General features: G+C 69.6%; 19 protein-coding genes and 1 tRNA gene. 8 read left to right on the top strand and 12 right to left on the bottom strand.

Annotated elements, in window-relative coordinates; all coding sequences use genetic code 11:
* Positions 1-169: 169 nt before the first annotated feature.
* From ACFPM7_RS24795 to ACFPM7_RS24780, 4 genes are all read left to right on the top strand, one after another.
* A complete protein-coding gene (locus tag ACFPM7_RS24795) occupies positions 170-2,998 on the top strand; it encodes an FG-GAP-like repeat-containing protein (protein ID WP_378250165.1) in 2,829 nt (942 codons plus the stop codon).
* Between the two features lie 230 nt (positions 2,999-3,228).
* Positions 3,229-3,609, top strand: a complete 381-nt coding sequence (locus ACFPM7_RS24790) for a hypothetical protein (protein ID WP_378250164.1) — start codon at positions 3,229-3,231, stop codon at positions 3,607-3,609.
* A 364-nt stretch (positions 3,610-3,973) separates the two neighbouring features.
* Complete coding sequence (locus ACFPM7_RS24785) at positions 3,974-4,147, top strand: helix-turn-helix transcriptional regulator (protein ID WP_378250163.1); 174 nt, start codon at positions 3,974-3,976, stop codon at positions 4,145-4,147.
* A 410-nt stretch (positions 4,148-4,557) separates the two neighbouring features.
* Entirely contained in the window at positions 4,558-5,592 is a 1,035-nt protein-coding gene (locus tag ACFPM7_RS24780) for a tyrosine-type recombinase/integrase (protein ID WP_378250162.1), read from the top strand.
* A 251-nt stretch (positions 5,593-5,843) separates the two neighbouring features.
* Here ACFPM7_RS24780 and ACFPM7_RS24775 read toward each other — a convergent pair.
* From ACFPM7_RS24775 to ACFPM7_RS24760, 4 genes are all read right to left on the bottom strand, one after another.
* Positions 5,844-5,915, bottom strand: a tRNA-Arg gene (locus ACFPM7_RS24775).
* A gap of 71 nt (positions 5,916-5,986) precedes the next feature.
* Positions 5,987-6,877 carry a carbohydrate ABC transporter permease gene (locus ACFPM7_RS24770; RefSeq protein WP_378250161.1) on the bottom strand — a complete coding sequence of 297 codons (891 nt, stop codon included), beginning with the start codon at positions 6,875-6,877 and terminating at the stop codon, positions 5,987-5,989.
* On the bottom strand, positions 6,874-7,845 hold the full coding sequence (locus ACFPM7_RS24765) for a carbohydrate ABC transporter permease (RefSeq protein ID WP_378250160.1): 972 nt from the start codon (positions 7,843-7,845) through the stop codon (positions 6,874-6,876). Before ACFPM7_RS24765 ends, ACFPM7_RS24770 begins: the two co-directional genes overlap by 4 nt.
* A 58-nt stretch (positions 7,846-7,903) precedes the next feature.
* Positions 7,904-9,217, bottom strand: coding sequence for an ABC transporter substrate-binding protein (locus tag ACFPM7_RS24760; protein ID WP_378250159.1), 1,314 nt, complete (start codon positions 9,215-9,217; stop codon positions 7,904-7,906).
* Positions 9,218-9,501: 284 nt separating this feature from the next.
* Between ACFPM7_RS24760 and ACFPM7_RS24755 the strand changes: the two genes are divergently transcribed.
* Positions 9,502-10,599, top strand: coding sequence for an ABC transporter ATP-binding protein (locus tag ACFPM7_RS24755; protein WP_378250158.1), 1,098 nt, complete (start codon positions 9,502-9,504; stop codon positions 10,597-10,599).
* A 91-nt stretch (positions 10,600-10,690) separates the two neighbouring features.
* Here the strand turns inward: ACFPM7_RS24755 and ACFPM7_RS24750 are convergent, their stop codons facing one another.
* The 3 genes from ACFPM7_RS24750 to ACFPM7_RS24740 are packed head-to-tail and all read right to left on the bottom strand — an operon-like array spanning position 10,691 to position 14,791.
* Positions 10,691-11,674 carry a glycosyltransferase gene (locus ACFPM7_RS24750; RefSeq protein WP_378250157.1) on the bottom strand — a complete coding sequence of 328 codons (984 nt, stop codon included), beginning with the start codon at positions 11,672-11,674 and terminating at the stop codon, positions 10,691-10,693.
* Positions 11,675-11,684: 10 nt separating this feature from the next.
* Positions 11,685-13,877, bottom strand: a complete 2,193-nt coding sequence (locus ACFPM7_RS24745) for a heavy metal translocating P-type ATPase (RefSeq protein ID WP_378250219.1) — start codon at positions 13,875-13,877, stop codon at positions 11,685-11,687.
* Positions 13,878-13,915: 38 nt separating this feature from the next.
* Positions 13,916-14,791 carry a hypothetical protein gene (locus ACFPM7_RS24740; RefSeq protein ID WP_378250156.1) on the bottom strand — a complete coding sequence of 292 codons (876 nt, stop codon included), beginning with the start codon at positions 14,789-14,791 and terminating at the stop codon, positions 13,916-13,918.
* Between the two features lie 220 nt (positions 14,792-15,011).
* On the opposite strand from ACFPM7_RS24740, the gene ACFPM7_RS24735 reads away from it, so the two are divergent.
* Positions 15,012-15,419 (top strand): YciI family protein, encoded by a 408-nt coding sequence (locus ACFPM7_RS24735; RefSeq protein ID WP_378250155.1) that lies wholly within the window; start codon positions 15,012-15,014, stop codon positions 15,417-15,419.
* Positions 15,420-15,424: 5 nt separating this feature from the next.
* Entirely contained in the window at positions 15,425-16,555 is a 1,131-nt protein-coding gene (locus tag ACFPM7_RS24730) for an RNA polymerase sigma factor (RefSeq protein WP_378250154.1), read from the top strand.
* 81 nt (positions 16,556-16,636) lie between these two features.
* Here ACFPM7_RS24730 and ACFPM7_RS24725 read toward each other — a convergent pair whose 3' ends face one another.
* Positions 16,637-17,056, bottom strand: coding sequence for a DUF6194 family protein (locus tag ACFPM7_RS24725; protein ID WP_378250153.1), 420 nt, complete (start codon positions 17,054-17,056; stop codon positions 16,637-16,639).
* A gap of 89 nt (positions 17,057-17,145) precedes the next feature.
* On the opposite strand from ACFPM7_RS24725, the gene ACFPM7_RS24720 reads away from it, so the two are divergent.
* A complete protein-coding gene (locus tag ACFPM7_RS24720; protein ID WP_378250152.1) occupies positions 17,146-17,838 on the top strand; it encodes a MerR family transcriptional regulator in 693 nt (230 codons plus the stop codon).
* Positions 17,839-17,861: 23 nt separating this feature from the next.
* Here the strand turns inward: ACFPM7_RS24720 and ACFPM7_RS24715 are convergent, their stop codons facing one another.
* The 4 genes from ACFPM7_RS24715 to ACFPM7_RS24700 are packed head-to-tail and all read right to left on the bottom strand — an operon-like array spanning position 17,862 to position 22,702.
* Positions 17,862-18,866, bottom strand: coding sequence for a TIGR03842 family LLM class F420-dependent oxidoreductase (locus tag ACFPM7_RS24715; protein ID WP_378250151.1), 1,005 nt, complete (start codon positions 18,864-18,866; stop codon positions 17,862-17,864).
* Positions 18,867-18,876: 10 nt separating this feature from the next.
* Complete coding sequence (gene hydA, locus ACFPM7_RS24710) at positions 18,877-20,274, bottom strand: dihydropyrimidinase (protein WP_378250150.1); 1,398 nt, start codon at positions 20,272-20,274, stop codon at positions 18,877-18,879.
* On the bottom strand, positions 20,274-21,110 hold the full coding sequence (locus ACFPM7_RS24705; protein WP_378250149.1) for a nitrilase-related carbon-nitrogen hydrolase: 837 nt from the start codon (positions 21,108-21,110) through the stop codon (positions 20,274-20,276). Before ACFPM7_RS24705 ends, hydA begins: the two co-directional genes overlap by 1 nt.
* A 44-nt stretch (positions 21,111-21,154) precedes the next feature.
* Positions 21,155-22,702: an NCS1 family nucleobase:cation symporter-1 gene (locus ACFPM7_RS24700; RefSeq protein ID WP_378250148.1), complete on the bottom strand. Its 1,548-nt coding sequence runs from the start codon at positions 22,700-22,702 to the stop codon at positions 21,155-21,157.
* Positions 22,703-22,710 lie beyond the last annotated feature (8 nt).

Below are 22,710 nucleotides of genomic sequence, written 5' to 3'. Positions count from 1 at the left end.
TCCATGAGGTAGAACTACTGGCCGTGGCGCACGCTTTCTAAGCCTGGGGCCGCCGCAGCCTGGGGACATCAAACTTGACGAGACTCGTCGTGCTTGCACGCCATGCGACGGGAAGGGAAGGCCCGTCATGGGCATTCGACGTAGACTTGGCCACACCAGATCGGCCGTAGTGCTCAAGCTTGGCGTCCTGGTGGCGGCAAGTATTGCCCTTCCGACGCAGTGGTCCGCCTCGGCCGACGACAGCGTGATGCGAGGCCCAGCGGTGCTTGACGAAGCACACGCGATGATCGAAGCCCGGCGAACCGGCAAGCCAGTCGAGATCGGCTCCCTGACCACGGAAACCACGCTCGTGACCGCCAACCCTGGTGGCACGATGACAATGACGTCCACTGCGCGTCCGGTTCGGGTGCGTCAGAACGACGAATGGGTTCCGGTCGACACCACGTTGGTCTTCACCAAGGACGGCCGCGTCGCTCCCAAGGCAGCCGCGGTCGCCACCACCTTCTCCGGCGGCGACGCTGGACCGATGGCCACTATCGCCGACAAGGGCAGGCAAATCGGGCTGCGCTGGCCTGGAGATCTTCCGCCGCCAACCCTGACCGGCAACGTCGCGACGTACGCCGAGGTGCTCCCAGGAGTCGACCTTCTGCTCAAGTCCGAGGCCGAGGGGTTTGACCAGGTTCTGGTGGTGAAGACGCGACAAGCGGCGAACAACCCCCAGCTGGCCAACCTCCGGTTCACCTATGAGGCACAAGGATTGCTGGTGCACGCCGGACGCGGTGACAACATCCGTGTCACCGACCGAGCAGGGAACGCCGTGTTCGGCGGGCCAGCACCCGAGATGTGGGACTCCTCAGGCATGGCGGTGGCAGCGGGGCCCGCGCGGTCTGCCGCCGCGTTCGAGTCCGGAACGGGCGCCAAGCGCGCCCTTGCACGCGCCACCCTCAAGGACGGCGCGATTCACCTCGCACCCGATCGCTCGCTCCTGACAGGCAAAGCCACCAAATTCCCCGTGTACATCGATCCGACCTTCAAGGGTTCGAAGTACGCTTGGACGTTTGTGTCCGAGCCCTACCCCAACCAGTCTTACTGGAACTCCAGCGACATTGCGCGAGTCGGTTGGTCGACACAGGAGAACATTCGAGCCAGGTCCTTCTTCCGCCTGAATACGAATGGCCTAGGTGGAAAGCAGATCATCAAAGCCACGATGTCCGCCCCCTTGGTGTACTCCTGGTCGTGCACCCCGCGCGAGGTCGCACTCTGGGCCACCAACGGCATCAGTAGCGCCACCACTTGGAACAATCAGCCCAAGTGGAACTACGAAATGGACCGCAAGAACGAGGCCAAGGGATGGAGCAGTTCGTGCCCCGGCGGCGATGTCGAGTTCAACGCCATCAGGCAGGTCAAGGACGCGGCCAAGTACAACTGGGCGAACGTCACCATGGGCCTGCGGGCTCCGAACGAATCCGACACCTACGCGTGGAAGAAGTTCGGCAACAACCCCATTCTTAGCGTCGAGTACGACTCACCACCGATCACGCCGGACGGAATGAAAACCTCACCAGGAACTCCCTGCGTCGGCGGCAAGATCGGCAACAGCGACGTGACCCTCGAAGCGCGGCCACGTGACCCCGACGGCGGAACCGTCACCGCCGAGTTCTCCTTCTGGAAGGCCGGGGGAGCGACGACGACACGATCAGTAAACGCCACCAGTGGCAACCCGGCGCGTACGGTCGTATCTCGGACTATTCTTACCGAGGGGCTTTGGTACTGGAAGGTCAGAACTTACTCGACCGGCGACTACTCCGCATACACCGCCACATGCAGCTTCACCATCGACAAATCGACGCCTATCGCCGATATCGACGTGTCATCGACGGCCTACCCGGTCTACGCCGAACCAGACTGGCAAACCAGCGCCGTTCCCGCAGGCACCCCAGGTGCTTTCACCCTTGACGCCAAAGGGCAAACAGACGTCACCGGATTCTACGTCGGTATCGACGACTCCGCGCCGACTTACCGAGTCGCCACGAACCAGCCCGGCGGGACCGCAACCGTCACTTTGCTGCCGTTCCAATCCGGTCCCGGGTCGGTGTACATCCAACCTGTTGACAGTGCGGGAAACCGATCCGTCTCCATCGACAGTGACCACACGTTCTTCGCCACAACTCCGCCAGACCACGCCCACAACGGCGACCTCAACGGTGACGCGAAGACCGACATGCTTGCCATCGCAGACGATGGCAGGGTCTGCCTCTACCTGAGCAAGGGTGACTCCACCGGCGGTTTCCTCGGCGGTGACGCCTGTGCCTACAAGGTCGACGCCAACCGCAACGGCTTCAAACCGTTCCGCGCCGGACGGTTGGACCCCGACGGATACAATGACCTGCTCGTCGTCGCGAACGGTGAACTCAAACTCCACCGCGGCACCGGCGCAGGCGGGTACATCGCCGGCGGCGAGCCGGTTTACACCGACAACGACGAACCCGTCACCGGCTGGGGCATCTACAACATGGCGTTCTCCCCGGGCGACTGGAACGGCGACCAGTTCCCCGACGTCATGACCCGCGATGCGAACGGCGCTCTCTGGCTGCACGCAAACGACGGCTACGGACGACTCATGCCGAGAACCCAGGTCGGCTCAGGGTGGGGGATCTTCAACCGCGTATTCGGCGCAGGTGACATGGACGGCGACGGCGACACCGACATCCTCGCCCGCACCACCTCAGGCGACCTGCGGCTCTATCAGGGTAACGGTGCAGGAGGTTGGCAAACCGGCCATGGTGTCACCATCGGCACCAGCTGGAACACCTACAGCGACCAACTCTTCAGCCCAGGAGACTGGAACGGCGACGGCACCGCCGACGTCATGGGCGTCAATGCGGCAGGCGACATGCGCGCCTACTACGTCAACCAAACAGCACCGTCCTACTTCTCCAATGCAGCAGGCGGAACCATCATCGGCCGCGCCTGGACCTTGTACGACTGGGTCATCTAGTCCAGGCCCGAACCCAGACGAACCTGGCGTCACCGAGCCGAGCCAGGTATCACGCCTCGGGCTATCGAGGAGCGTCAGGACGAACTCCAGCCGCCTCAGCACGGACTGCTACCTTGCGGGTTCCGATCGGGTGATGAACTTTCCTCCTTGGGGTTGGCGTGACGATCGCGTCGACGCCGTCGACTGGCGTGTCCGTAGCCCAGCCCGGCCGGATGACTACACCTCGCTGGATGTTCGTGGTGGTTGGGCTCGGCGCGCTGTTTCTCCTGGTTGTGCGGGCAGCGTGGTTCTTCACGATCGACGACGCTCTGATCACGTTCAGGTACTCGGCGAACCTGGCCGCGGGCCACGGCCCGGTGTGGAACGTCGGCGAGGACCCGGTTGAGGGCTTCACGAACTTCCTGTGGATGCTCTGGCACACCCCGTTCGCAGCGCTCGGACTGAGTCTGCCGACAGTGGCGAAGTTGACCGCCCTTGCCGCAGGCACGGCGATCTTGGTCATGCTCGTCGTCACGCCTGGCAGCGGGGTGGACTACCATCCAACCCCGCGCGCGAGATCCGAACCGCAGTCGCCGGAGTCCTCGACGCCGTCGCCACGGCCTGGGGCCTGAAGCCCGGCACCGTCGCGCAACTCGCCGCGGCGGTCCAGGACGCCATCGTCTCCGGCATCCGACCAGAGCTGCTCACCGATCACCTCGTCAGCAACCCCGTCGGGGCCTCCTCACCGATCGCGGTCCTGCGCTCCCGACTCCAGGGCCTGCGCGCCTCCCAACCCACCACCGGCAAACCTCCCCGGCCGGCCTGGTGCGGCGACTGCGACCCGACCACCCGACACCGCGAAACCGACGACGGCCGCCCCTTCCGATGCCCCCGCTGCCACCCCCTCGCAGCACCCCAAGCACCGAACGAAGGGAAAACACCATGATCCAACCGCAAACGCAGTGCGATTGCCTCAATGCTGCGGACCGTCGGCCGTTGACGGTTCAGGAGTTCTGCGCGGAACTCAACATCTCCCGGTCCACCTTCTACGAATGGCGCGCGGTGCAACGCGCGCCCCGGTGCATCAAGTTGCCCAACGGCTCGATCCGCATTCAGCGAGCCGACTACGAAACCTGGCTCGACCAGCTCTTGGAGCGCGGGCCGGTTTAGCACAGAGCGCCTGGCTCAACTTCAGTCTTCATATCGCTCCATCCTGATCTTCGGAAGGACAGCCGTTGCCAGATCTTTCATATGATGTACAGATCTTTCAGATCTATACTTACCAAGGAAAACGGCAGAACACATACAGGGTGCGATGGGAGGTGGCCAAGAAGCGATTCAGTGAGAATCTAGAATCCGAGAACCACGCGAGCAATCTGCATTCCGAGCTCACTCTCGCAGCACGGCGGGGCGAAGCTTTCTGAGTCGACGACGGCCTGCCAGTTTCCATGGCACGAAAGGCAGCCGATATCCCCTGGTTCACACTCGCCCGCGACTACGCTGACATGAAATGGGCCGACAGCGCCGCGACAACCAGACGCACTCATGCCGAAGCTCTCATGACAGCCACTCTCGCAATGTTGTCGACCACGCGCGGACGCCCCGACGACCTCACCCTGCGCCGCGCCCTGAGGCGCTGGGCTTTCAACCCCGTATTGCGCGAAGGTCCGGACGTCCCGGCCGAGATCCAGCACGCGCTCGCCTGGCTCCAGCGGTCCACCAAGCCCGTCTCCACGCTGCGCCGCGACGAGAACGTCCGTGCGCTCCTGAGCGCATTGAGGCGCAACCTGGACGGCGCCCTGGCTGCGGCATCAGTGGCCAACCGCAAGCGCCGCATCATCAACGCGCTCCTCGAGTACGCGGTCAAAGAACGCGAACTGTTGGAACGCAACCCCATCCCAGCCGCCAGGAAAGCAGCGTCAGCCCCGAAGACCACCATGGCGATCGACCGTCGCCGCGTCCTGAACCCGGTGCAGGCCCGCAGCCTGTTCAAGGCCGTGGGGGAACAAGCACGCAGCGGGCCTCGTCTCGTCGCGTTCTTCGGCTGCCTCTACTTCGCCGGACTACGCCCAGAAGAAGCCGTCGCCCTCCGGCGCCGCAACCTCGACCTCCCCGTCAAGGGCTGGGGAACGATCCACCTCGAACGCAGCGAACCCCACGCCGGTCGCGAGTGGACCGACAGCGGAAAGAACCGAGACTTGAGGCCCCTCAAGCAAAGAGATGAGGACGAGGTACGGCCCGTGCCGTGCCCACCTGAGCTCACTGCGATGCTGCACCACCACATTAAGAGCTTCGGAATCAGCCAGGACGGCAGGATCTTCCGCGGCGAACGCAACGACAACGAACTACCCAAGCTGACCATCGTCCGCGCCTGGAAGCGAGCCCGCACCGACACCTTCACACCAGAGGTCGCCGCCAGCCCACTCGGCGCCACTCCCTACGACCTCCGCCACGCCGCCTGCTCCACCTGGCTCAACGCCGGCGTACCCGCCACCACCGTCGCCGACTGGGCCGGCCACTCCGTCGACGTCCTCCTCAGCACCTACGCCCGCTGCATCGACGGCACCACCCGCACCATGCAGACCATGATCGACGCCGTTCTGGGCACCACCTGAGCCACCAACCCCTCGCGTCGAACCTGCCAGACCCACACGCATGCCCTCTCCCCCAGCACCTCGCCCGAGAGGCGCCGCGACGACAGGTCCTCTCCCAGACCAGCCCACCAACCGCCCCGAAACTTGGGCACAGTTTGGGCACAGACCCCCCGCAAACAGCCGCTCAGAGCCCCCCACAACCGGACACCCGCGCGCAAACGCAAACAACCCGCTGACCCTGTTTACGCTGGTCAGCGGGTTGTTGACGTCTGTGCCCCCGGCAGGATTCGAACCTGCGCTCCCGCCTCCGGAGGGCGGTGCTCTATCCCCTGAGCTACGGGGGCGGCATGTGGGGGAAGCCTAGCGCACAGGGGTCGGGACCACTAAATCCGGCCCCTGTGCAGCTAGAACCGCCCTACTTGACGCCACCGGCGGTGAGGCCGGCGACGATGCGGCGTTGGAAGAGCAGGACCAGGATGACCAGCGGGATCGTGACGATCACGCCTGCGGCCATCTGGGTGCCGAAGGGGGCGTCGAAGTTGGTTTGGCCGGTGAATTGGCTGGTGATCACCGGGGCCGTCTTCAGTTCCTGCTTGTTCACCACCGACAGGGCGATGATGAACTCGTTCCACGCGGCGATGAAGGTGATGATCGCGGTGGTGAACACGCCCGGGGCGGCCAGGGGGAGGATGACCTTCCGGAAGGCCTGGGCGGGGGTGCAGCCGTCGATCTGGGCGGCTTCTTCCAGTTCCGTGGGCATCTGGCGGAAGAACGCTGTCAGGTTCCAGACGGCCAGGGGCAGGGCGAAGCTCATGCTGGGGACGATCATCGCCTGGTAGGTGTTGAACCAGCCGATGGCGTTGAACAGCTCCAGCAGCGGCACCAGCAGGGAGATGCCGGGGAACATCGACGTCGTGATGATGACCGCCAGGACCAGGTTCTTGAACCGGAAGTCCAGGCGGGCCAGGGCGTAGGCGGTGAGGATGCCGATGATCAGCACCAGCACCGTGGTGACGCCCGCGACGATGAAGCTGTTGCCGAGTGCGCGCAGGAAGCCGTTCTGCGGGGAGAACGCGGCCTGGTAGCTCTCGACGCTCAGCGGGGCCGGGACCGGGGAGCCGGAGAAGAGATCCGAGGTCCGGCGGAAGCTGGAGACCAGCATCCAGTAGAACGGGGCCAGGCAGTAGATGACGATCGCGGCGATGCCCAGGTAGGGCAGCCACACCTTGGCCTTGGCCCACGCCGCGTTGGGCGGGGCGCTGGGGGCGGGCCTGGTGGGGGGCGGCGGGGTGATGGTCGCGGTCACTTGTTCTTCCCCGTCCTGGCGCCGATGACGTCGGCGCCGAGCAGCTTGACGAAGACGAAGGCGACCGTGGCCACGTAGACGAACAGGGTCACCGAGTACGCCGAGGCCTCGCCGTAGTTGCCGAACTTGACCGCTTCCTCGAACGCCAGCACCGTCACGGTGTCGGTCGCGGATTTGCCTGGGCCGATCAACGTGTAGGGCAGGTCGAACATGCGCAGGGTGTCGAGGATGCGGAACAGCACGGCGACCAGCAGGGCCGGCTTGACCAGTGGCAGCGTGATCGACCAGAAGGTCTTCCACGGGGTGGCGCCGTCGAGCTTGGCGGCCTCGTAGACCTCGTTGGAGATCACCTGCAGGCCCGCGAGGACCAGCAGGCCGATGAACGGCGCCGTCTTCCAGGTGTCGGCGATGACGACGGCCAGCCAGGCCGCGCCGCCGTCGGCGGTCCACAGGATGGACTCGCCGGGCACCAGGTCGTTGGCCACGCCGTCGGCCTGGAAGATCCAGCGCCACAGCAGGCCCGCGATGGCGGTGGGCACGGCCCACGGCACCAGGATGGCGGCGCGCACCAGGGCGCGGCCGCGGAAGGCCCGGTGCATCACCAGCGCCATCAGCACGCCGATGACCACTTCCAGGGTCACGGCGACGAAGGTGAAGCTGGTGGTGTTCCACAGCGCGTTGAGGAAACGGTCGCCCGTCTCGCCGCGGAACATGTCGAGGAAGTTGTCCAGGCCGACGAACTCGTCGCCCTGGATCACGAACCCGGTCTCCGGGTCGATGCCGTCGCCCTGGCGGTAGAACGCCAGGCGGATCGCGGAGATGATCGGGTAGGCGACGACCAGCAGCAGGACTATCAGGGTTGGGGAAACGAGGAGCGCGGCGAGCCGCCCGACACCCGCGCGGCGGCCCGCGCTCGGGGGTGTGGCTTCGGGTTTGGGATCGACCGGAGCTCCGACCGTCGTGGTCATGGGTCCTCCAGAGACCGGTCCCGGGGGTTCGTGACCCCCGGGACCGGATTCGCGTCGATCAGCTCGCGGTCAGCTGTTCCAGCTTGGTTTGCAGCGACGCCAGGGCGTCCTGCGGCGTGGCCTGGCCGCTCATCGCGGAGTAGGCCGCCTCCTGGATCGCGGTGGAGACCTCCTGGTACTTGACCACCGAGGGGCGCTTCTTGGCGTTCTCGATGGAGGCCTTCAGCCCCGGCAGGTACGGGAACTTCTCGACCAGCGCGGGGTCGTCGTACAGCGACGCCATGCTGGGCGCCTTGGAGGTGGCCTCCAGGTTGGCGCGCTGCTGCTCCTCGCCGGTCATGAACTTGATGAAGTCCACGGACGTCTTCTTGTTCGGCGCGAAGGCGCTGATGGCGAGGTTGTGGCCACCCAGGGTGGAGGCGCCGGGGCCGCTGGCGCCCGGCAGCGGGGCGACGTCGAACTTGCCCGCGACCTTCGAGGAGCCGTCGGTGGCGTTGGCCAGCGCGTACTGGTACGGCCACTGGCGGTGGAAGATGAGCTGACCGGCCTGGAAGTCGCGGCGGCCTTCCTCTTCCTTGTACGTGCGGGCCTTCTCCGGGATGGTGCCGTCCTTGAGGCCGTCGACCAGGAACTGCAGGCCCTGCGCCGCCTCGGGGGTGTTGACGGTCGGCTTGCCGTCCTCGCCGACGACGGCGCCACCGGCGGAGTTGACCGCCTCGCTGAAGTTGACCGTCAGGCCCTCGTACTTCTCGTACTGGCCCGCGAAGCAGTTCAGCGCCTTGTTCTCCGGCTTGGCCTTGATCTTCTCGCAGGTCTCCTTCATCTCGGCCCACGTCGTCGGCGCCTTGGCGCCCACGGAGTCGAGGAGGTCCTTGCGGTAGTAGAGAAGGCCGCCGTCGGAGGTGGCGGGCACGGCGTAGAGCTTGTTGAAGTACTTGGCGGTCTCCACCGTCGCCGGCAGGAACGTGTCCAGCGGGAACTCCGCCTCCGGCAGCGGGACGACCCACTGGTTCGCGGCGAACTCGGCGGTCCAGATCACGTCCAGGGTGAGCACCGAGTAGGCGTCGGACTGGGTCTGGGCGTTCTGCACCATCTGCTGGCGCTGGGCGTCAGCGGACTCCGGCAGCTCGATGATGGTGACCTTCTGGTCGGGGTTTTGCTTGTTCCACGCGTCGACCTGGTTCTGCAGGTTGCCCGAGGTGTCCTTGCCGGACACGAGGGTGATCGGGCCGACCCCCTCCAGGGCCGCTGGCGCTCCGTTGCCCCCGCCGCCCTGGGTGGGCGCGGGGTCTCCGCCGCAGGCGGCCGCGGTCGCGAAGACCGTGGCGATGGCGGCGAGACGGAACGCGGTGGAACGGAAAGACTTGCGCACGGGAGTGGTCCCTACTGCCCGGTGCGTCGGCACGGCGCCTCCAACTATGAATCGGTTCAGAGACGGTGCGGTAGCGATTCACGCGCTCCGCACCGTCGCGGTGACGTGCACTGTGCACCGCTGACCCCACGCGGGGTACCGCACGGTGGACGTTCGTTACAGATTCTTGACGGATCTTGAAATCCTTTCGCGCGAGACTCTGGTGTTGCGCGCCCCCGTGAGGCATGCTGTGCCACTGAGCCGTCTGAATGCATTCACGGCGGAAGTTTTCCGAGGAGGACGAGGTGGCCGAGGTCCGGTACGAGTCGGCATCGAGGGTCTACGCGGGTTCCCCGCCGGTCCGGGCGGTCGACCGACTTGAGCTGTCGGTGGAAGACGGCGAGTTCCTGGTGCTGGTCGGGCCGTCGGGTTCCGGCAAGTCGACCGCGCTGCGCATGCTGGCCGGGCTTGAGGACATCGACGAGGGCGCGATCCACATCGGCGCCCGCGACGTCACGCACGTCCCGCCGAAGGGACGCGACATCGCGATGGTGTTCCAGTCCTACGCGCTGTACCCGCACATGACGGTCGCGCAGAACATGGGCTTCGCGCTCAAGCTGCAGGGCCTGCCGAAGGCGCAGATCCAGGAGAAGGTCACCGAGGCGGCCAAGCTGCTGGACCTGGAGAAGTACCTCGCGCGCAAGCCGAAAGCGCTTTCTGGCGGTCAGCGACAGCGTGTCGCGATGGGTCGCGCCATCGTCCGCGACCCCGCGGTCTTCCTCATGGACGAGCCGCTGTCGAACCTCGACGCCAAGCTGCGCGTGGAGACCCGCGCCAACATCGCCGCGCTGCAGCGGCGGCTGGGCACCACGACCATCTACGTCACCCACGACCAGGTCGAGGCCATGACCATGGGCCACCGCGTCGCGGTGCTCAAGGACGGCCTGCTCCAGCAGTGCGACACCCCGCGCGCGCTGTACGACTCCCCGGCGAACGCGTTCGTGGCGGGCTTCATCGGCAGCCCCGCGATGAACCTGCGCGAGGCGGCCGTGCGCGGCAACGGCCTCGTCCTCGGCGACATGACCGTCCCGCTGACCCGCGACGCCTTCGCCGCCGTCGGCAGGCACAACCTGCAGTCGGTGACCCTGGGCGTGCGCCCCGAATCGCTGAGCCTGGCCCCGGCCGACACCGCCAACGCCTTCGACCTCACCGTCGAGCTGGTCGAGGAGCTGGGCGCCGACGCCCTGGTCCACGGCACCGTGACCGGCGAGTCCGGCGCCCGCCTGGTGATGCGCGTCGACGGCCGCACCCCGCCCGCCCTCGGCCAGGTCGTCCGCGTGACCCTGCGCCACCCGGAGGAGACCCACCTCTTCCACCCGGAGAACGGCGACCGCCTGATCTGAGTCCGTCCCGAAGCGGGCCGTCCCCTCGTGGGCGCGGCCCGCTTCGGCGTTTCCGGGGTGTGTCGGGGACACACGGCGGTAACCGGCGCGTTCACACCAGGGCGCGGGCGACCTCGGCCGGGGAGGGCATCGCGGCGATCTCGGCGGCGAGGGCGCGGGCGGCGGCGCGGTGGTCGTCGCTGCGCAGGAGGGCGCGGGCGGCCTCGGCAATGGTGTCGAGGGTGTCGGGCGTGTCGGGTGTGTCGGGCGTGACCGTGCGGGCGGCGCCTGCGGCGGTGAGGGCTTCGGCGTTGGCGAACTGGTCGGCGCCTTGCGGGAGCAGCAGTTGCGGGACGCCCGCGGCGAGGGCGCCGAGGGTGGTGCCGCTGCCCGCGTGGTGGACGACGAGGTCGGCGTGGCCGATGACGGCGTCCTGCGGCAGCCAGGTGTGGGCGGTGGTGTTGGGCGGCAGCGGGCCGAGGTCGGCGGGTGGGACGCGGCCCGCGGCGACGACGAGGCGCGCGGCGAGCGGGGACAGGGCGGCGATGGCGGTGGTCAGGAGTCCGGGTGTGCCGAAGACCGTGCCGAGCGTGAGGTAGATGATCGACCCTGCGTCATCGTCCGTGCCGGTCAGGTCGGGCACGGGAGCGGGGTCGGGGAGGCCGGTGGGGCGCATCGGGACGCGGGACTCGGCGAGGAAGTCCTTGTCCTGCAGCGACGGCGGGCAGATGTCGATGTGCGGCAGGCCGGTGCCGGTGGGGCGGACCATGCCGATGCCCTCGGGGTAGAGCCTGCCGAAGCCGTGCCAGATGGTCCGGATGCCTGTCGCCGCCTCCGCCACCCCCGGGACGCCCCAGCCCGCGACGACGAGGTCGGGGGCCAGGCGCCGCAGGTCATCGGCGATGTCCTCGGCGTAGATCTCGTGGACGGCGAAGCCGGGGCTGAAAGGGGCGAGGCCGTTGGCCAGCAGAACCGGGTGCGCGCCTTCGCCCGCCGCGAACCGCACGTCGTGGCCGTCGGCGCGCAGTGCCGCGGCCAAGGGGATCATCGGGTGGAGGTGGCCGGGGGTGGACAGGCCCGCGAAGAGGACGCGCACGCGCGCGAACCTACCGGGCCTGCCCGTCCCCTGACCGCGGCGCGGGCTGGAAACCGCGCAGGCGCAGGCTGTTGGTCACCACGAAGACCGAGCTGACGGCCATCGCCGCGCCGGCGAGCATCGGGTTGAGCAGGCCCGCCGCGGCGAGCGGGAGGGCGGCGACGTTGTAGGCGAAGGCCCAGAACAGATTGCCCTTGATGGTGCTCAGCGTGCGCCGGGACAGGCGGATGGCGTCGACGGCGGCCAGCAGGTCGCCGCGGACCAGCGTCAGGTCGGCGGCCTCGATGGCGGCGTCGGTGCCGGTGCCCATGGCCAGGCCGAGGTCGGACTGGGCGAGGGCGGCGGCGTCGTTGACGCCGTCGCCGACCATGGCGACCACGCGGCCCTCGGACTGCAGGCGCTTGACCGCGTCGACCTTGTCGGCGGGCAGCACCTCGGCGATGACCTCCTCGATGCCGACCTCAGCGGCGACGGCCTCGGCGGCGGCGGTGTTGTCGCCGGTGAGCAGGACCGGGGTGAGCCCGAGCCCGCGCAGCCCCCGGATCGCCTCGGCCGAGGTCGGCTTCACCGTGTCGGCGACGACCAGGACCGCGCGGGCCGCGCCGTCCCAGCCGACGGCGACGGCGGTGCGGCCCAGGGATTCCGCGTCCTCCTTGGCCTTCACCAGGTCATCGGGCAGCCGCAGCGCCCACTGCACCAGCAGCGCGGCCCGGCCGACGACGACCGCGTGCCCTTCGACGACCCCCTGCACGCCCAGGCCCGCGGTGTTGGCGAAGTCCGACACCGGCGGCACCTCGCCCGCCGCGTCGGCGATGGCCCTGGCGACGGGGTGCTCGGAGGCGTGCTCGACCGCGCCCGCCAGCCGCAGGGCGTCCTCGCGCGAGGTGCCCGGCGCGGTGACGACCTCGATGAGGCTCATCTGGCCGGTGGTCACGGTCCCGGTCTTGTCCAGCACGACGGTGTCCACGCGGCGGGTGGACTCCAGGACCTCGGGTCCGCGGATGAGCACGCCGAGCTGCGCGCCGCGGCCGGTGCCGACGAGCAGCGCCGTGGGCGTGGCCAGGCCGAGCGCGCACGGGCAGGCGATGATCAGCACGGCGACGGCGGCGGTGAACGCCGCGGACGGGCTGCCGCCCGCGCCGAGCCAGAACGCCAGGGTGGCGGCGGCCAGCGCGATGACGACCGGCACGAACACCCCGGACACGCGGTCGGCCAGGCGCTGCACCTCGGCCTTGCCGGTCTGCGCCTCCTCGACCAGGCGGGCCATGCGGGCCAGCTGCGTGTCCGCGCCGATCCGCTCGGCGCGCACGACGAGCCTGCCGCCCGCGTTGACCGTCCCCCCGACGACCGGGGCCCCCGGACCGACCTCGACCGGCACGGACTCGCCGGTCACCATGCTCGCGTCCACGGCCGACGCGCCGTCGGTGACGGTGCCGTCGGTGGCGACCTTCTCCCCCGGCCGCACCACGAACTCGTCGCCGACGGCAAGCTGCTCGACCGGCACCCTGACCTCGCGTCCGCCGCGCAGCACGGCGACGTCCTTGGCGCCCAGCTCCAGCAGCGCCCGCAGCGCCGACCCGGCGCGGCGCTTGGCCCTGGCCTCGAAGTAGCGGCCCGCCAGGATGAACGTGGTGACGCCCGCGGCGACTTCCAGGTAGATGTTGGCGTCGCCGCTCATCCGCTCGATGGTGAAGCGGAACGGGTGCGTCATGCCGGGTTCGCCCGCGCTGCCCCAGAGCAGCGCGTACAGCGACCAGAGGAACGCCGCGACCGTGCCCATGGAGATGAGCGTGTCCATGGTCGCCGCGCCGTGGCGCAGGTTGGCCCAGGCGGCGCGGTGGAACGGCCACGCCGCCCACACCACGACGGGCGCGGCGAGCGCCAGCGAGATCCACTGCCAGTAGGTGAACTGGAACGCGGGCACCATGGCCAACGCGATGACGGGCACCGACAGCACGGCCGCGCCGACGAGGCGGTGGCGCAGGGCGCGCAGGTCGTCTTCCGGCTCGGCGGTCTCGGGTTCGGCCGCGGGCAGGATCGCGGTGTAGCCGGCGGCCTCGACCTGGCCGACGAGCACGGCGGGGTCGAGGTCGGCGGGGAAGACGACCTTGGCCTTCTCGGTGGCGTAGTTGACGGTGGCGGTGACGCCGTCGAGCTTGTTGAGCTTGCGCTCGACGCGGTTGGCGCAGGAGGCGCAGGTCATGCCGCCGATGGCGAGTTCGATCTGGGTCGTCACCGCGATCACCCGTGCCCGTGGTCGTCGCCCGCGGTCATGGTGAACTCGGCGGTGCGCACCGTGCCGTCGTGCTGGAAGTCGAGGAAGAGGCGGTAGGTCCCGGCCGAGGGGACCTCGACGCCGAAGCCGATGTCCGGGCCCGCCTTGGTCGTCCCGTCGCCCGGGGTGCCGTTCGGGTGGGCGTGGACGTAGGGCAGGTCGCCTTTGCGCAGCACGACCAGGTGCCCGTACGCGCCGAGGTAGGGCTCCAGGTCGGTGACCGGGACGCCGCCGCGGCTGATGGTGGCGGTGAGGTCGGGGAACTGGCCGCGCAGGGTGACCTGGTAGCCGTCGACGGTGTCCTGTGTGGAGTCCGCGTGCTCGACGCGCTGGAACGTGCCGTCGGCGAAGAGGTCGATGCCGAGGGTCTGGCGCTGGCCGCCCTTGGGCACGAAGTCGGCGAAGGCGCGGTAGACCCCTGCCCTGCCGACCGACAGCGGGATCTTCCAGGTGCCGTCGGGGGCCATCTCCGGGTGCAGGTGCTGGTACTCGACCAGGTCGCGGCGCACGACGACGAGGTGCATGCGCTTCTCGTGGGAGTTCTCGAAGGCGGTGACCGCTTCGCCGTCCGGGCCGGTGATCGTGTAGCGGAAGTTCCCGCCGTCGACACCGACCATGGGCGAGCTGATCGAGTAGCCGTTCGCGCTGCTCGCGAGCCCGACCAGCGCGTGCTCCCCCGGCCCGTGCGCGTCGCCGCCCCCGTGGGCTCCTCCGGCCCCGTGCGGCGGCGGCTGCGGCGTGGCGGCGGACAGCGGGCCGACCGCCGCGCCGACGGCCCACGCCCCGGCGGCGACCAGCGCGACCGCCGCGCCGTACGCGGCGAGCTTGCTTGCGGTGTTCACGACACTCCCCGGTTCACGACGTCAATGATACCCCCTGCGGGTACCCGGTCCGTTCTTTATACCCCCTGGGGGTACCGACGACAAGGGCGACCCCCAGTGCGCAGATATGTGACTGGGGTCACATGACTGGAATGGTCGAGGATGTCGAGAACCCGGCGACGGCTCCGTCCCTGGGGCACGATCAGCCGCGAGGGCCGATCACCCGAGGAGGAAACCCGAGATGAAGTACCTGATGCTGAAGCACTACCGCGGCGGCCCGACCCCGACCGTCCCCTTCGCCCCGATGGACCAGTGGACGCCGGACGAGGTCGACGCGCACCTGACCTACATGCGCGACTTCGCCGCCCGCCTGGAAGAGTCCGGCGAGTACGTCGACGGCCAGGCGCTCTCGCCGGAGGGCGCGTTCGTCCGCTTCGACGGCGAAGGCCGCCCGCCGGTGACCGACGGCCCGTTCGCCGAGACCAAGGACCTCATCGCGGGCTGGATGGTCATCGACGTCGAGTCCTGGGACCGGGCGGTCGAGCTGGCCGGGGAGCTCTCGGCCGCGCCGGGCCCCGGCGGCGTGCCGCTGCAGGAGTGGCTGGAGGTCCGCCCGTTCTTCACCGGAGCCCCCGCGGTGACGGAGTAGCACCGGTGAGCGAGCTGCGGGAGCTGGTGCCCGCGGTGATCGGCGTCCTCGTCCGGCGCGGGGCGGACTTCGCCTCGGCCGAGGACGCCGTTCAGGAAGCGCTGATCAGCGCCGTGGCGGCGAAGGAGCCGCCGCACGAGCTGAAGGCGTGGCTGATCGCCGTCGCGTGGCGCAAGTTCCTCGACGCGGTGCGCGCCGAGAAGTCCCGGCGCGAGCGTGAGCTGGCGGTGGACGCCGAGCCGCGGGGCGGCCCGGTGCCCGCCACCGACGACACGCTGCGCCTGTACTTCCTGTGCGCGCACCCGTCGCTGCCGCCGGGCGCGGCGGTCGCGCTGACGCTGCGCGCCGTCGGCGGGCTGACGACCAGGCAGATCGCGCGGGCCTACCTGGTGCCCGAGGCGACGATGGCGCAGCGGATCACCCGCGCCAAGCGCCGCGTCGCCGACGTCCGCCTGGACGAGCCCGGCGACCTGGCGACGGTGCTGCGCGTGCTGTACCTGGTGTTCAACGAGGGCTACGGCGGCGACGTCGACCTGGCGGCCGAGGCCATCCGCCTGGCCCGCCAGCTCGCCGCCCTCTCCGCCGAGCCCGAGGCCGCGGGCCTGCTCGCCCTGATGCTGCTGCACCACGCCCGCCGCGCCTCCCGCACGGGGCCCGGCGGGCGGCTGGTCCCGCTGGCCGAGCAGGACCGCGGGCTCTGGGACACCGCGCTGATCGCCGAGGGCGTCACCGTTCTGCAGACCGCGCTCTCCCGCGACCGGCTCGGCGAGTACCAGGCCCAGGCCGCCATCGCCGCCCTGCACGCCGACGCGCCCACGGCCGCGGAGACGGACTGGCCGCAGATCGTGGAGTGGTACGACGAACTCGTCCGCCTGACCGACAGCCCGGTGGTGCGTCTCAACCGCGCGGTCGCGCTCTGCGAGGCCGACGGCCCCGGCCGCGCCTTCGCCGCCCTGGCCGACCTGGACCCGTCCCTGCCCCGCTACACCGCCGTCCTCGCGCACCTGCACGAGCGCGCGGGCAACCTCGCCGACGCCGCGGACCTCTACGTCGAGGCCGCCCGCGCCGCCACCAGCGAGGCCGAGCACGCCCACCTCACCCGCCAGGCCGCCCGTCTGCGCCACGACGGGCGGTGATCCCCTCGTCGTCCCAGGCGCGCCGCGGCGGCGACCAGTTCGCCCGCGGGGCAGAGGCGCCGAATGCCGCCTTGGCGACGCTCAGCGCCCAGCGGGGCGGTACTTGCGCGCCGCGAAGTCGTGGGCCTCCCTGATCAGCGGCATCGCGGCGTCCACTGTGGCCTGTGACGGGTTCACGACGCAGATCCAGTGCTGCGGGGCGTACACCGGGTGCGGCATCAGCACGTCCTCGGCGGCGTGGTCGACCGGGCCTTCCGCGCTGAAGCGGGCGCGGTAGGTGGCCTTGGTCAGGCCGAGGTTGAGCCGGTAGGCGCCGGGACGGTCGAGGTTGGAGGCCGAGTCGTAGCGGTCGGCGGTGACGACGGTGGCGAACGGGAAGCGGCGGTTGTAGGGGACGTCGTCATGCGGGTCGTAGATGAGGAACGTGTCGCCCTGGCTCTCCATGGCGATCACGCCGTCCAACTCCGCGAGCAGCAGGCCGATCAACTGACTGTCATCCATGCCTTCAATTGTCTCATTGATCAGCAGGTAGAGAGTTGAACGAGATGCACCAGCGATATCCCGGCGAAAGTATCAACTAGCATGTGAAGATGCCGCGCATCTCCCAGCTCGCCAGGACAGCGGGTGTCACCCCCCAGCAGATCCGCAACTACCTCGACCGCGGACTCCTGCCGCCCGCCGAGCGCGCAGGCAACGGCTACCGCGTCCTCACCGACGCCCACGCCCGCGCCCTGCGCACCGTGCGCGCCCTCGCCGCCGGCCACGGCTGGGCCCGCGCCCAGGAGATCATGCGCGCGGTCCACTCAGGACGTCTCGGGGACGCGCTCGCCGCCGTCGACGCGGGCCACGCCGACCTGACCGCCGAGCGCGCCGAGATCGCCAGGGCGAGGGCCGCCTTCACCGCCGTCGCCGGGACGCCCCGGCCGAGGGCGCCGCTGCGCATCGGCGAGCTGGGCCGCGACATCGGGGTCGACACGCCACTGCTGCGCCAGTGGGAGGAGCGCGGCCTGCTCTCCCCCACCCGCGACAGCGCGGGCTACCGCGTCTACGACGCGTCCGAGCAGCGGATCGCGCGCCTGGTCGCGGTGCTGCGCCGGGGCGGCTACCCGTTCGGCATCATCGCCGCGGCCACCGCCGCCCTGCGCACCGACGACGACCCCGCGCGCGCACTGGCCGAGCTGGCCGGCCGCGACCGCGACCTGCGCCTGCTCAGCCGCGCCCGCCTGCGCGGGTCCGCCGCCCTCTCCGACTACCTCGACAGCGACCCGGCGCCCCCGCCGTAGCGGGAGCGCCGGGACCACCGGCCTCAGACCGGCTGGGCCACCTTCCCGATCACCTGCTCCCCGTAGGCGCGCAGCGTCGCCTCCCGGTCGTCGTGCATCAGGTAGACGGCGAACTGGTCGACGCCCAGCGACGCCAGCTCCGCCAGCCGGTCCACGTGCGCCGACGCCGGACCGAGCAGGCAGAAGCGGTCCACGATCTCGTCCGGGACGAAGTCCGTCGAGCGGTTGCCCGCCTTGCCGTGGTGGGCGTAGTCGTAGCCCTCCCGGCCGCGGATGTAGTCGGTCAGCTCCTTGGGCACCGGACCGGAGTCGCCGTAGCGGGCGACCAGGTCGGCGACGTGGTTGCCGACCATGCCGCCGAACCAGCGCAGCTGGTCGCGCTGGTGGGCCAGGTCGTCGCCGACGTAGGCGGGCGCGGCCACGCAGATGGTGATGCCGCCGGGATCGCGCCCGGCCGCCGCCGCCGCCGAGCGCACCGCCTCGATCGTCCACTTGGCGATGGCCGGGTCCGCGGTCTGCAGGATGAAGCCGTCGGCCTGCTCGCCGACCAGCTTCAGCGCCTTGGGCCCGTAGGCGGCCATCCACATCTCCAGCCGCCCGTCGCGCACCCACGGGATGCGCACCGGGGCACCGTGCAGCACCGCCTCCCGGCCCTCGGCCAGCTCGCGGATGACGTGCATCGAGTCGGCCAGCACCGCCAGCGAGGCGGGTTTCTGCCCGATCACCCGGCGCGCGGAGTCCCCGCGCCCGATCCCGCACACCGTGCGGTTGCCGAACATGTCGTTGAGCGTGGCGAACAGCGACGCCGTCACCGACCAGTCCCGGGTGCTGGGGTTGGTCACCATCGGCCCGACGACCAGGTCCCGGGTCGCGGCGAGGATCTGGGAGTAGATGACGAACGGCTCCTGCCAGAGCACGCACGAGTCGAACGTCCACCCGTAGCCGAAGCCGCGCTCCTCGGCCTCCACCATCAGCCGCACGACGTCGCGCGCGGGTGGGTCGGTCTGCAGCACCAGCCCGAAGTCCATGGCACTCCTCTCAGAGCAGGTACTGGTTGAGGTCGCGTTCGAGGAACTCGCCGTGCCCCTCGCGACCGTGGAAGGACCCGCGGTCGACCACGACCGAGCCCCGGGAGAGCACCGTCTCCACCTTGCCGATCAGCTCCATGCCCTCGTAGGCGGAGTAGTCGACGTTCATGTGGTGGGTCTCGGCGGAGAGCACCTGGGTGGCCTTGGGGTCGTAGACGACGATGTCGGCGTCCGAGCCGGGGGCGATGACGCCCTTGCGCGGGTAGAGGCCGAACATCCGCGCCGGGGTCGTGGCGCTGATCTCCACCCACCGCGACAGCGAGATCTCCCCGCGCACGACGCCCTGGTGCAGCAGGTCCATACGGTGCTCGACGCCGGGCATCCCGTTGGGGATCTTGGAGAAGTCGCCGCGGCCCAGCTCCTTCTGCCCGACGAAGCAGAACGGGCAGTGGTCGGTGGAGACCACCGACAGGTCGTTGGTGCGCAGGCCGCGCCACAGGTCCAGCTGGTGGTCGGCCGGGCGCAGCGGCGGCGAGCAGACGAACTTGGCGCCCTCGAAGCCCGGCCGTGCCATGTCCTCTATGGACAGGAACAGGTACTGCGGGCAGGTCTCGGCGAACACGTTCTGCCCGGTGTCGCGCGCGGTGGTCACCGCCTCCAGCGCCTGCCGCGAGGACAGGTGCACGATGTAGAGCGGCGCGCCGGTCACCGCGGCGAGCTGGATGGCGCGGTGGGTGGCCTCGCCCTCCAGCTCCGGCGGGCGGGTCAGCGAGTGGTACACCGGGTCGGTGCGGCCCTCGGCGAGCGCCTGGGCGACGAGCTGGTCGATCGCGATGCCGTTCTCGGCGTGCATCATGATCGTGGAGCCGATCTCGCGGGCCTTCTGCATCGCGCGCAGGATCTCGCCGTCGGTGGAGTAGAAGACGCCGGGGTAGGCCATGAACATCTTGAAGCTGTTCACCCCGGCCGCCACGCACGACTCCATCTCCTTGAGCGTGGTGTCGTTGACGTCGGAGACGATCATGTGGAAGGAGTAGTCGACGGCGCAGTGCCCGCCCGCCTTCTCGTGCCACTTGTCCATCGCGGACAGCAGCGAGGTCCCCTTGGCCTGCACGGCGAAGTCGATGATCGTCGTGGTGCCGCCCCAGGCCGCGGCGGCGGTGCCGGTGGCGAAGGTGTCGACCGACGCGGTGCCGCCGAAGGGCATCTCCATGTGCGTGTGGGCGTCGATGCCGCCGGGCAGCACGTACCTGCCGGTGGCGTCGATGACCCGGTCGGCGGTGACGCCCAGGGCGGCGGCCAGCCCGGGAGCGGTGACCGCGGCGATGGTCTCGCCCTCGACCAGGACGTCGGCGGCGAACCCGCCGCCGGAGTTGACGACGGTGCCGCCGCTGATCAGGGTGCGCATCAGGCCTCCGTCAGCGAGGTGTAGGTGTCGGGCCTGCGGTCGCGGTAGAACGCCCACAGGTCGCGCACCTCGTTCAGCAGGTCCATGTCGAGGTCGCGGACGACGATCTCCTCGTCGGTGTCGGAGGCGGCCTCGCCGACGAGCTGCCCGCGCGGGTCGGCGAAGTAGGACTGGCCGTAGAAGTCGTTCTCGCCCAGCGGCTCCACGCCGACCCGGTTGATGGTCCCCACGAAGTACTCGTTGGCCACGGCCGCGGCGGGCTGCTCCAGGCGCCACAGGTACTCCGAGAGCCCGCGGCTGGTCGCCGAGGGGTTGAACACGATCTTCGCTCCGGCCAGGCCGAGCGCCCGCCAGCCCTCCGGGAAGTGCCGCTCGTAGCAGATGTAGACCCCGATGCGGCCCACCGCGGTGTCGAACACCGGGTAGCCCAGGTTCCCTGGCTTGAAGTAGAACTTCTCCCAGAAGCCCTTCACCTGCGGGATGTGGTTCTTGCGGTGCTTGCCGAGGTAGGTGCCGTCGGCGTCGATCACCGCGGCGGTGTTGTAGTAGACGCCCGGCTGCTCCTGCTCGTACATGGGCACGACCAGCACCACCCCGTGCTGCTCGGCCACCTCGCACATCAGGCGCGTCGTCGGGCCGTCCGGGATCGCCTCGGTGTAGGAGTAGTAGTCGGCGTCCTGGACCTGGCAGAAGTACGGGCCGTAGAACAGTTCCTGCAAGCAGACGACCTGGGCGCCCTGCGACGCCGCGGTGGCGATGGCCGAGACCGCGTTGGCGATCATCGACTCCTTGTCGCCGGTCCAGCGCTGCTGGACGAGTCCGGCTCGTACGATCACGTGCTTTCCCCTCTCGGTTGTGCTGTGCGGAAGCGTCGGGATTGTCAGGAGGAGGCGGGCTCGGCGGCCACCCCGGTCACCCGATCGCGTCGATTCGCGCTGCTCCAGGTCAGCGCCAGGAACACCAGCAGCGCGGCGGCCAGGCCGACGGCCCAGCTGTAGTCGTAGAGCGGCTTGAGGAACGGGATCAGGCCGTCCTCGGGGAAGGGGCCCTGACCGGGGCGGGAGTAGGCGCCGCCGACGGCCAGCACCATGCCGACGGCGGTGGCCACCAGCGCGGGGACGCTGTAGCCGCCGGTGAACCAGTAGCGGCCTTCGCGCAGGTAGAGGGCGGGCAGGTCGAGCTGGGTGCGGTGCAGCAGCCAGTAGCCGCCGATCAGCACGCCCGCGACCGCGCCGAGCAGGCCGCCGTAGGTCTGCAGCCAGGTGAAGATGTAGATCTCCGGGCTCTCGTACAGGTACCAGGGCATGATCACGATGCCCAGCACGCCGGTGATGACCGCGCCGCCGCGGCGGGTGATGGTCCTGGGCGCGAGGTTAGAGAAGTCGTAGGACGGGCTGACGACGTTGGCGGCGACGTTGACCGACAGGGTCGCCACGAGCACGGTGAACAGCCCCAGCGCGACGACGAAGGCGTTGTCGAAGCGGCTGGCCAGCTCGATCGGGTCCCAGATCGGCACGCCGTAGATGACCACCGTGCCCGAGGTGATGATGATCGACAGGATCGCGAAGAACGACATCGTCGTCGGCAGGCCGAGGGTCTGGCCGAGGACCTGCTGCTTCTGGCCCGCCCCGAAGCGGGTGAAGTCGGGCATGTTGAGCGAGAGCGTCGACCAGAACGCCACCATCGCCATCAGCGACGGGAAGAAGATCGCCCAGAACTCCGCGCCCCAGCCCAGCGTCGAGGGCTGCGACAGGATCGGCCCGAACCCGCCTGCCTCGACCAGCACCCAGACCAGCAGCACCACGGCGACGACGATGACGAACGGCGCCGCCCAGTTCTCGAAGCGCCGCAGCGTGTCCATCCCCCGCCAGATGATCCACATCTCGATCGCCCAGAACAGCAGGAACGACGCCCACAGCGTCCACGGCTTCCCGGCCACCAGCGCCGCGTTCTCCCACCAGCCGCCGAGCAGCTTGCTGGCGATGACGTGCACGCCGGCCCCGCCGATCCAGGTCTGGATGCCGAACCACCCGCAGGCGATGAACGCCCGCAGCAGCGCGGGGACGTTCGCGCCGCGGATGCCGTAGAAGGCGCGGGCGAAGACCGGGAACGGGATGCCGTACTTGGTCCCGGCGTGGCTGTTGAGCAGCATCGGGATGAGCACGAGCAGGTTGCCGAGGGTGATGGTGAGGAACGCCTGCACCCAGTCCATGCCCAGCGCGATCAGCCCGGCGGCGAGGGTGTAGCTGGGGATGTTGTGGGCCATGCCGACCCACAGCGCGGTGAAGTTGTAGGTCGTCCACTTGCGCTCGGCGATCGGCACGGGCGCCAGTTCGGGGTTGGAGTACGGGCTGTCGGCGACGGCGGCGGGGTCCACCAGCTCGACCCGGCCGTCCGGGTGGGCGGTCGTCCCGGTTCCCAGTTCCATCCGGGCAT

The sequence above is a fragment of the Actinokineospora guangxiensis genome, assembly GCF_042657845.1.
Classification (GTDB): domain Bacteria; phylum Actinomycetota; class Actinomycetes; order Mycobacteriales; family Pseudonocardiaceae; genus Actinokineospora; species Actinokineospora guangxiensis.
This window is presented reverse-complemented; position numbering and strand designations above follow the sequence as displayed.

Excerpts from the sequence above, each read along its gene's own strand:
- ACFPM7_RS24790 (WP_378250164.1), top strand. The coding sequence starts at position 3,229 with ATGTTCGTGGTGGTTGGGCTCGGCGCGCTGTTTCTCCTGGTTGTGCGG.
- ACFPM7_RS24765 (WP_378250160.1), bottom strand. The coding sequence starts at position 7,845 with ATGACCACGACGGTCGGAGCTCCGGTCGATCCCAAACCCGAAGCCACA.
- ACFPM7_RS24745 (WP_378250219.1), bottom strand. The coding sequence starts at position 13,877 with ATGACCTGCGCCTCCTGCGCCAACCGCGTCGAGCGCAAGCTCAACAAG.
- ACFPM7_RS24735 (WP_378250155.1), top strand. The coding sequence starts at position 15,012 with ATGAAGTACCTGATGCTGAAGCACTACCGCGGCGGCCCGACCCCGACC.
- ACFPM7_RS24725 (WP_378250153.1), bottom strand. The coding sequence starts at position 17,056 with ATGGATGACAGTCAGTTGATCGGCCTGCTGCTCGCGGAGTTGGACGGC.
- ACFPM7_RS24720 (WP_378250152.1), top strand. The coding sequence starts at position 17,146 with ATGCCGCGCATCTCCCAGCTCGCCAGGACAGCGGGTGTCACCCCCCAG.
- ACFPM7_RS24715 (WP_378250151.1), bottom strand. The coding sequence starts at position 18,866 with ATGGACTTCGGGCTGGTGCTGCAGACCGACCCACCCGCGCGCGACGTC.
- hydA (WP_378250150.1), bottom strand. The coding sequence starts at position 20,274 with ATGCGCACCCTGATCAGCGGCGGCACCGTCGTCAACTCCGGCGGCGGG.
- ACFPM7_RS24700 (WP_378250148.1), bottom strand. The coding sequence starts at position 22,702 with ATGGAACTGGGAACCGGGACGACCGCCCACCCGGACGGCCGGGTCGAG.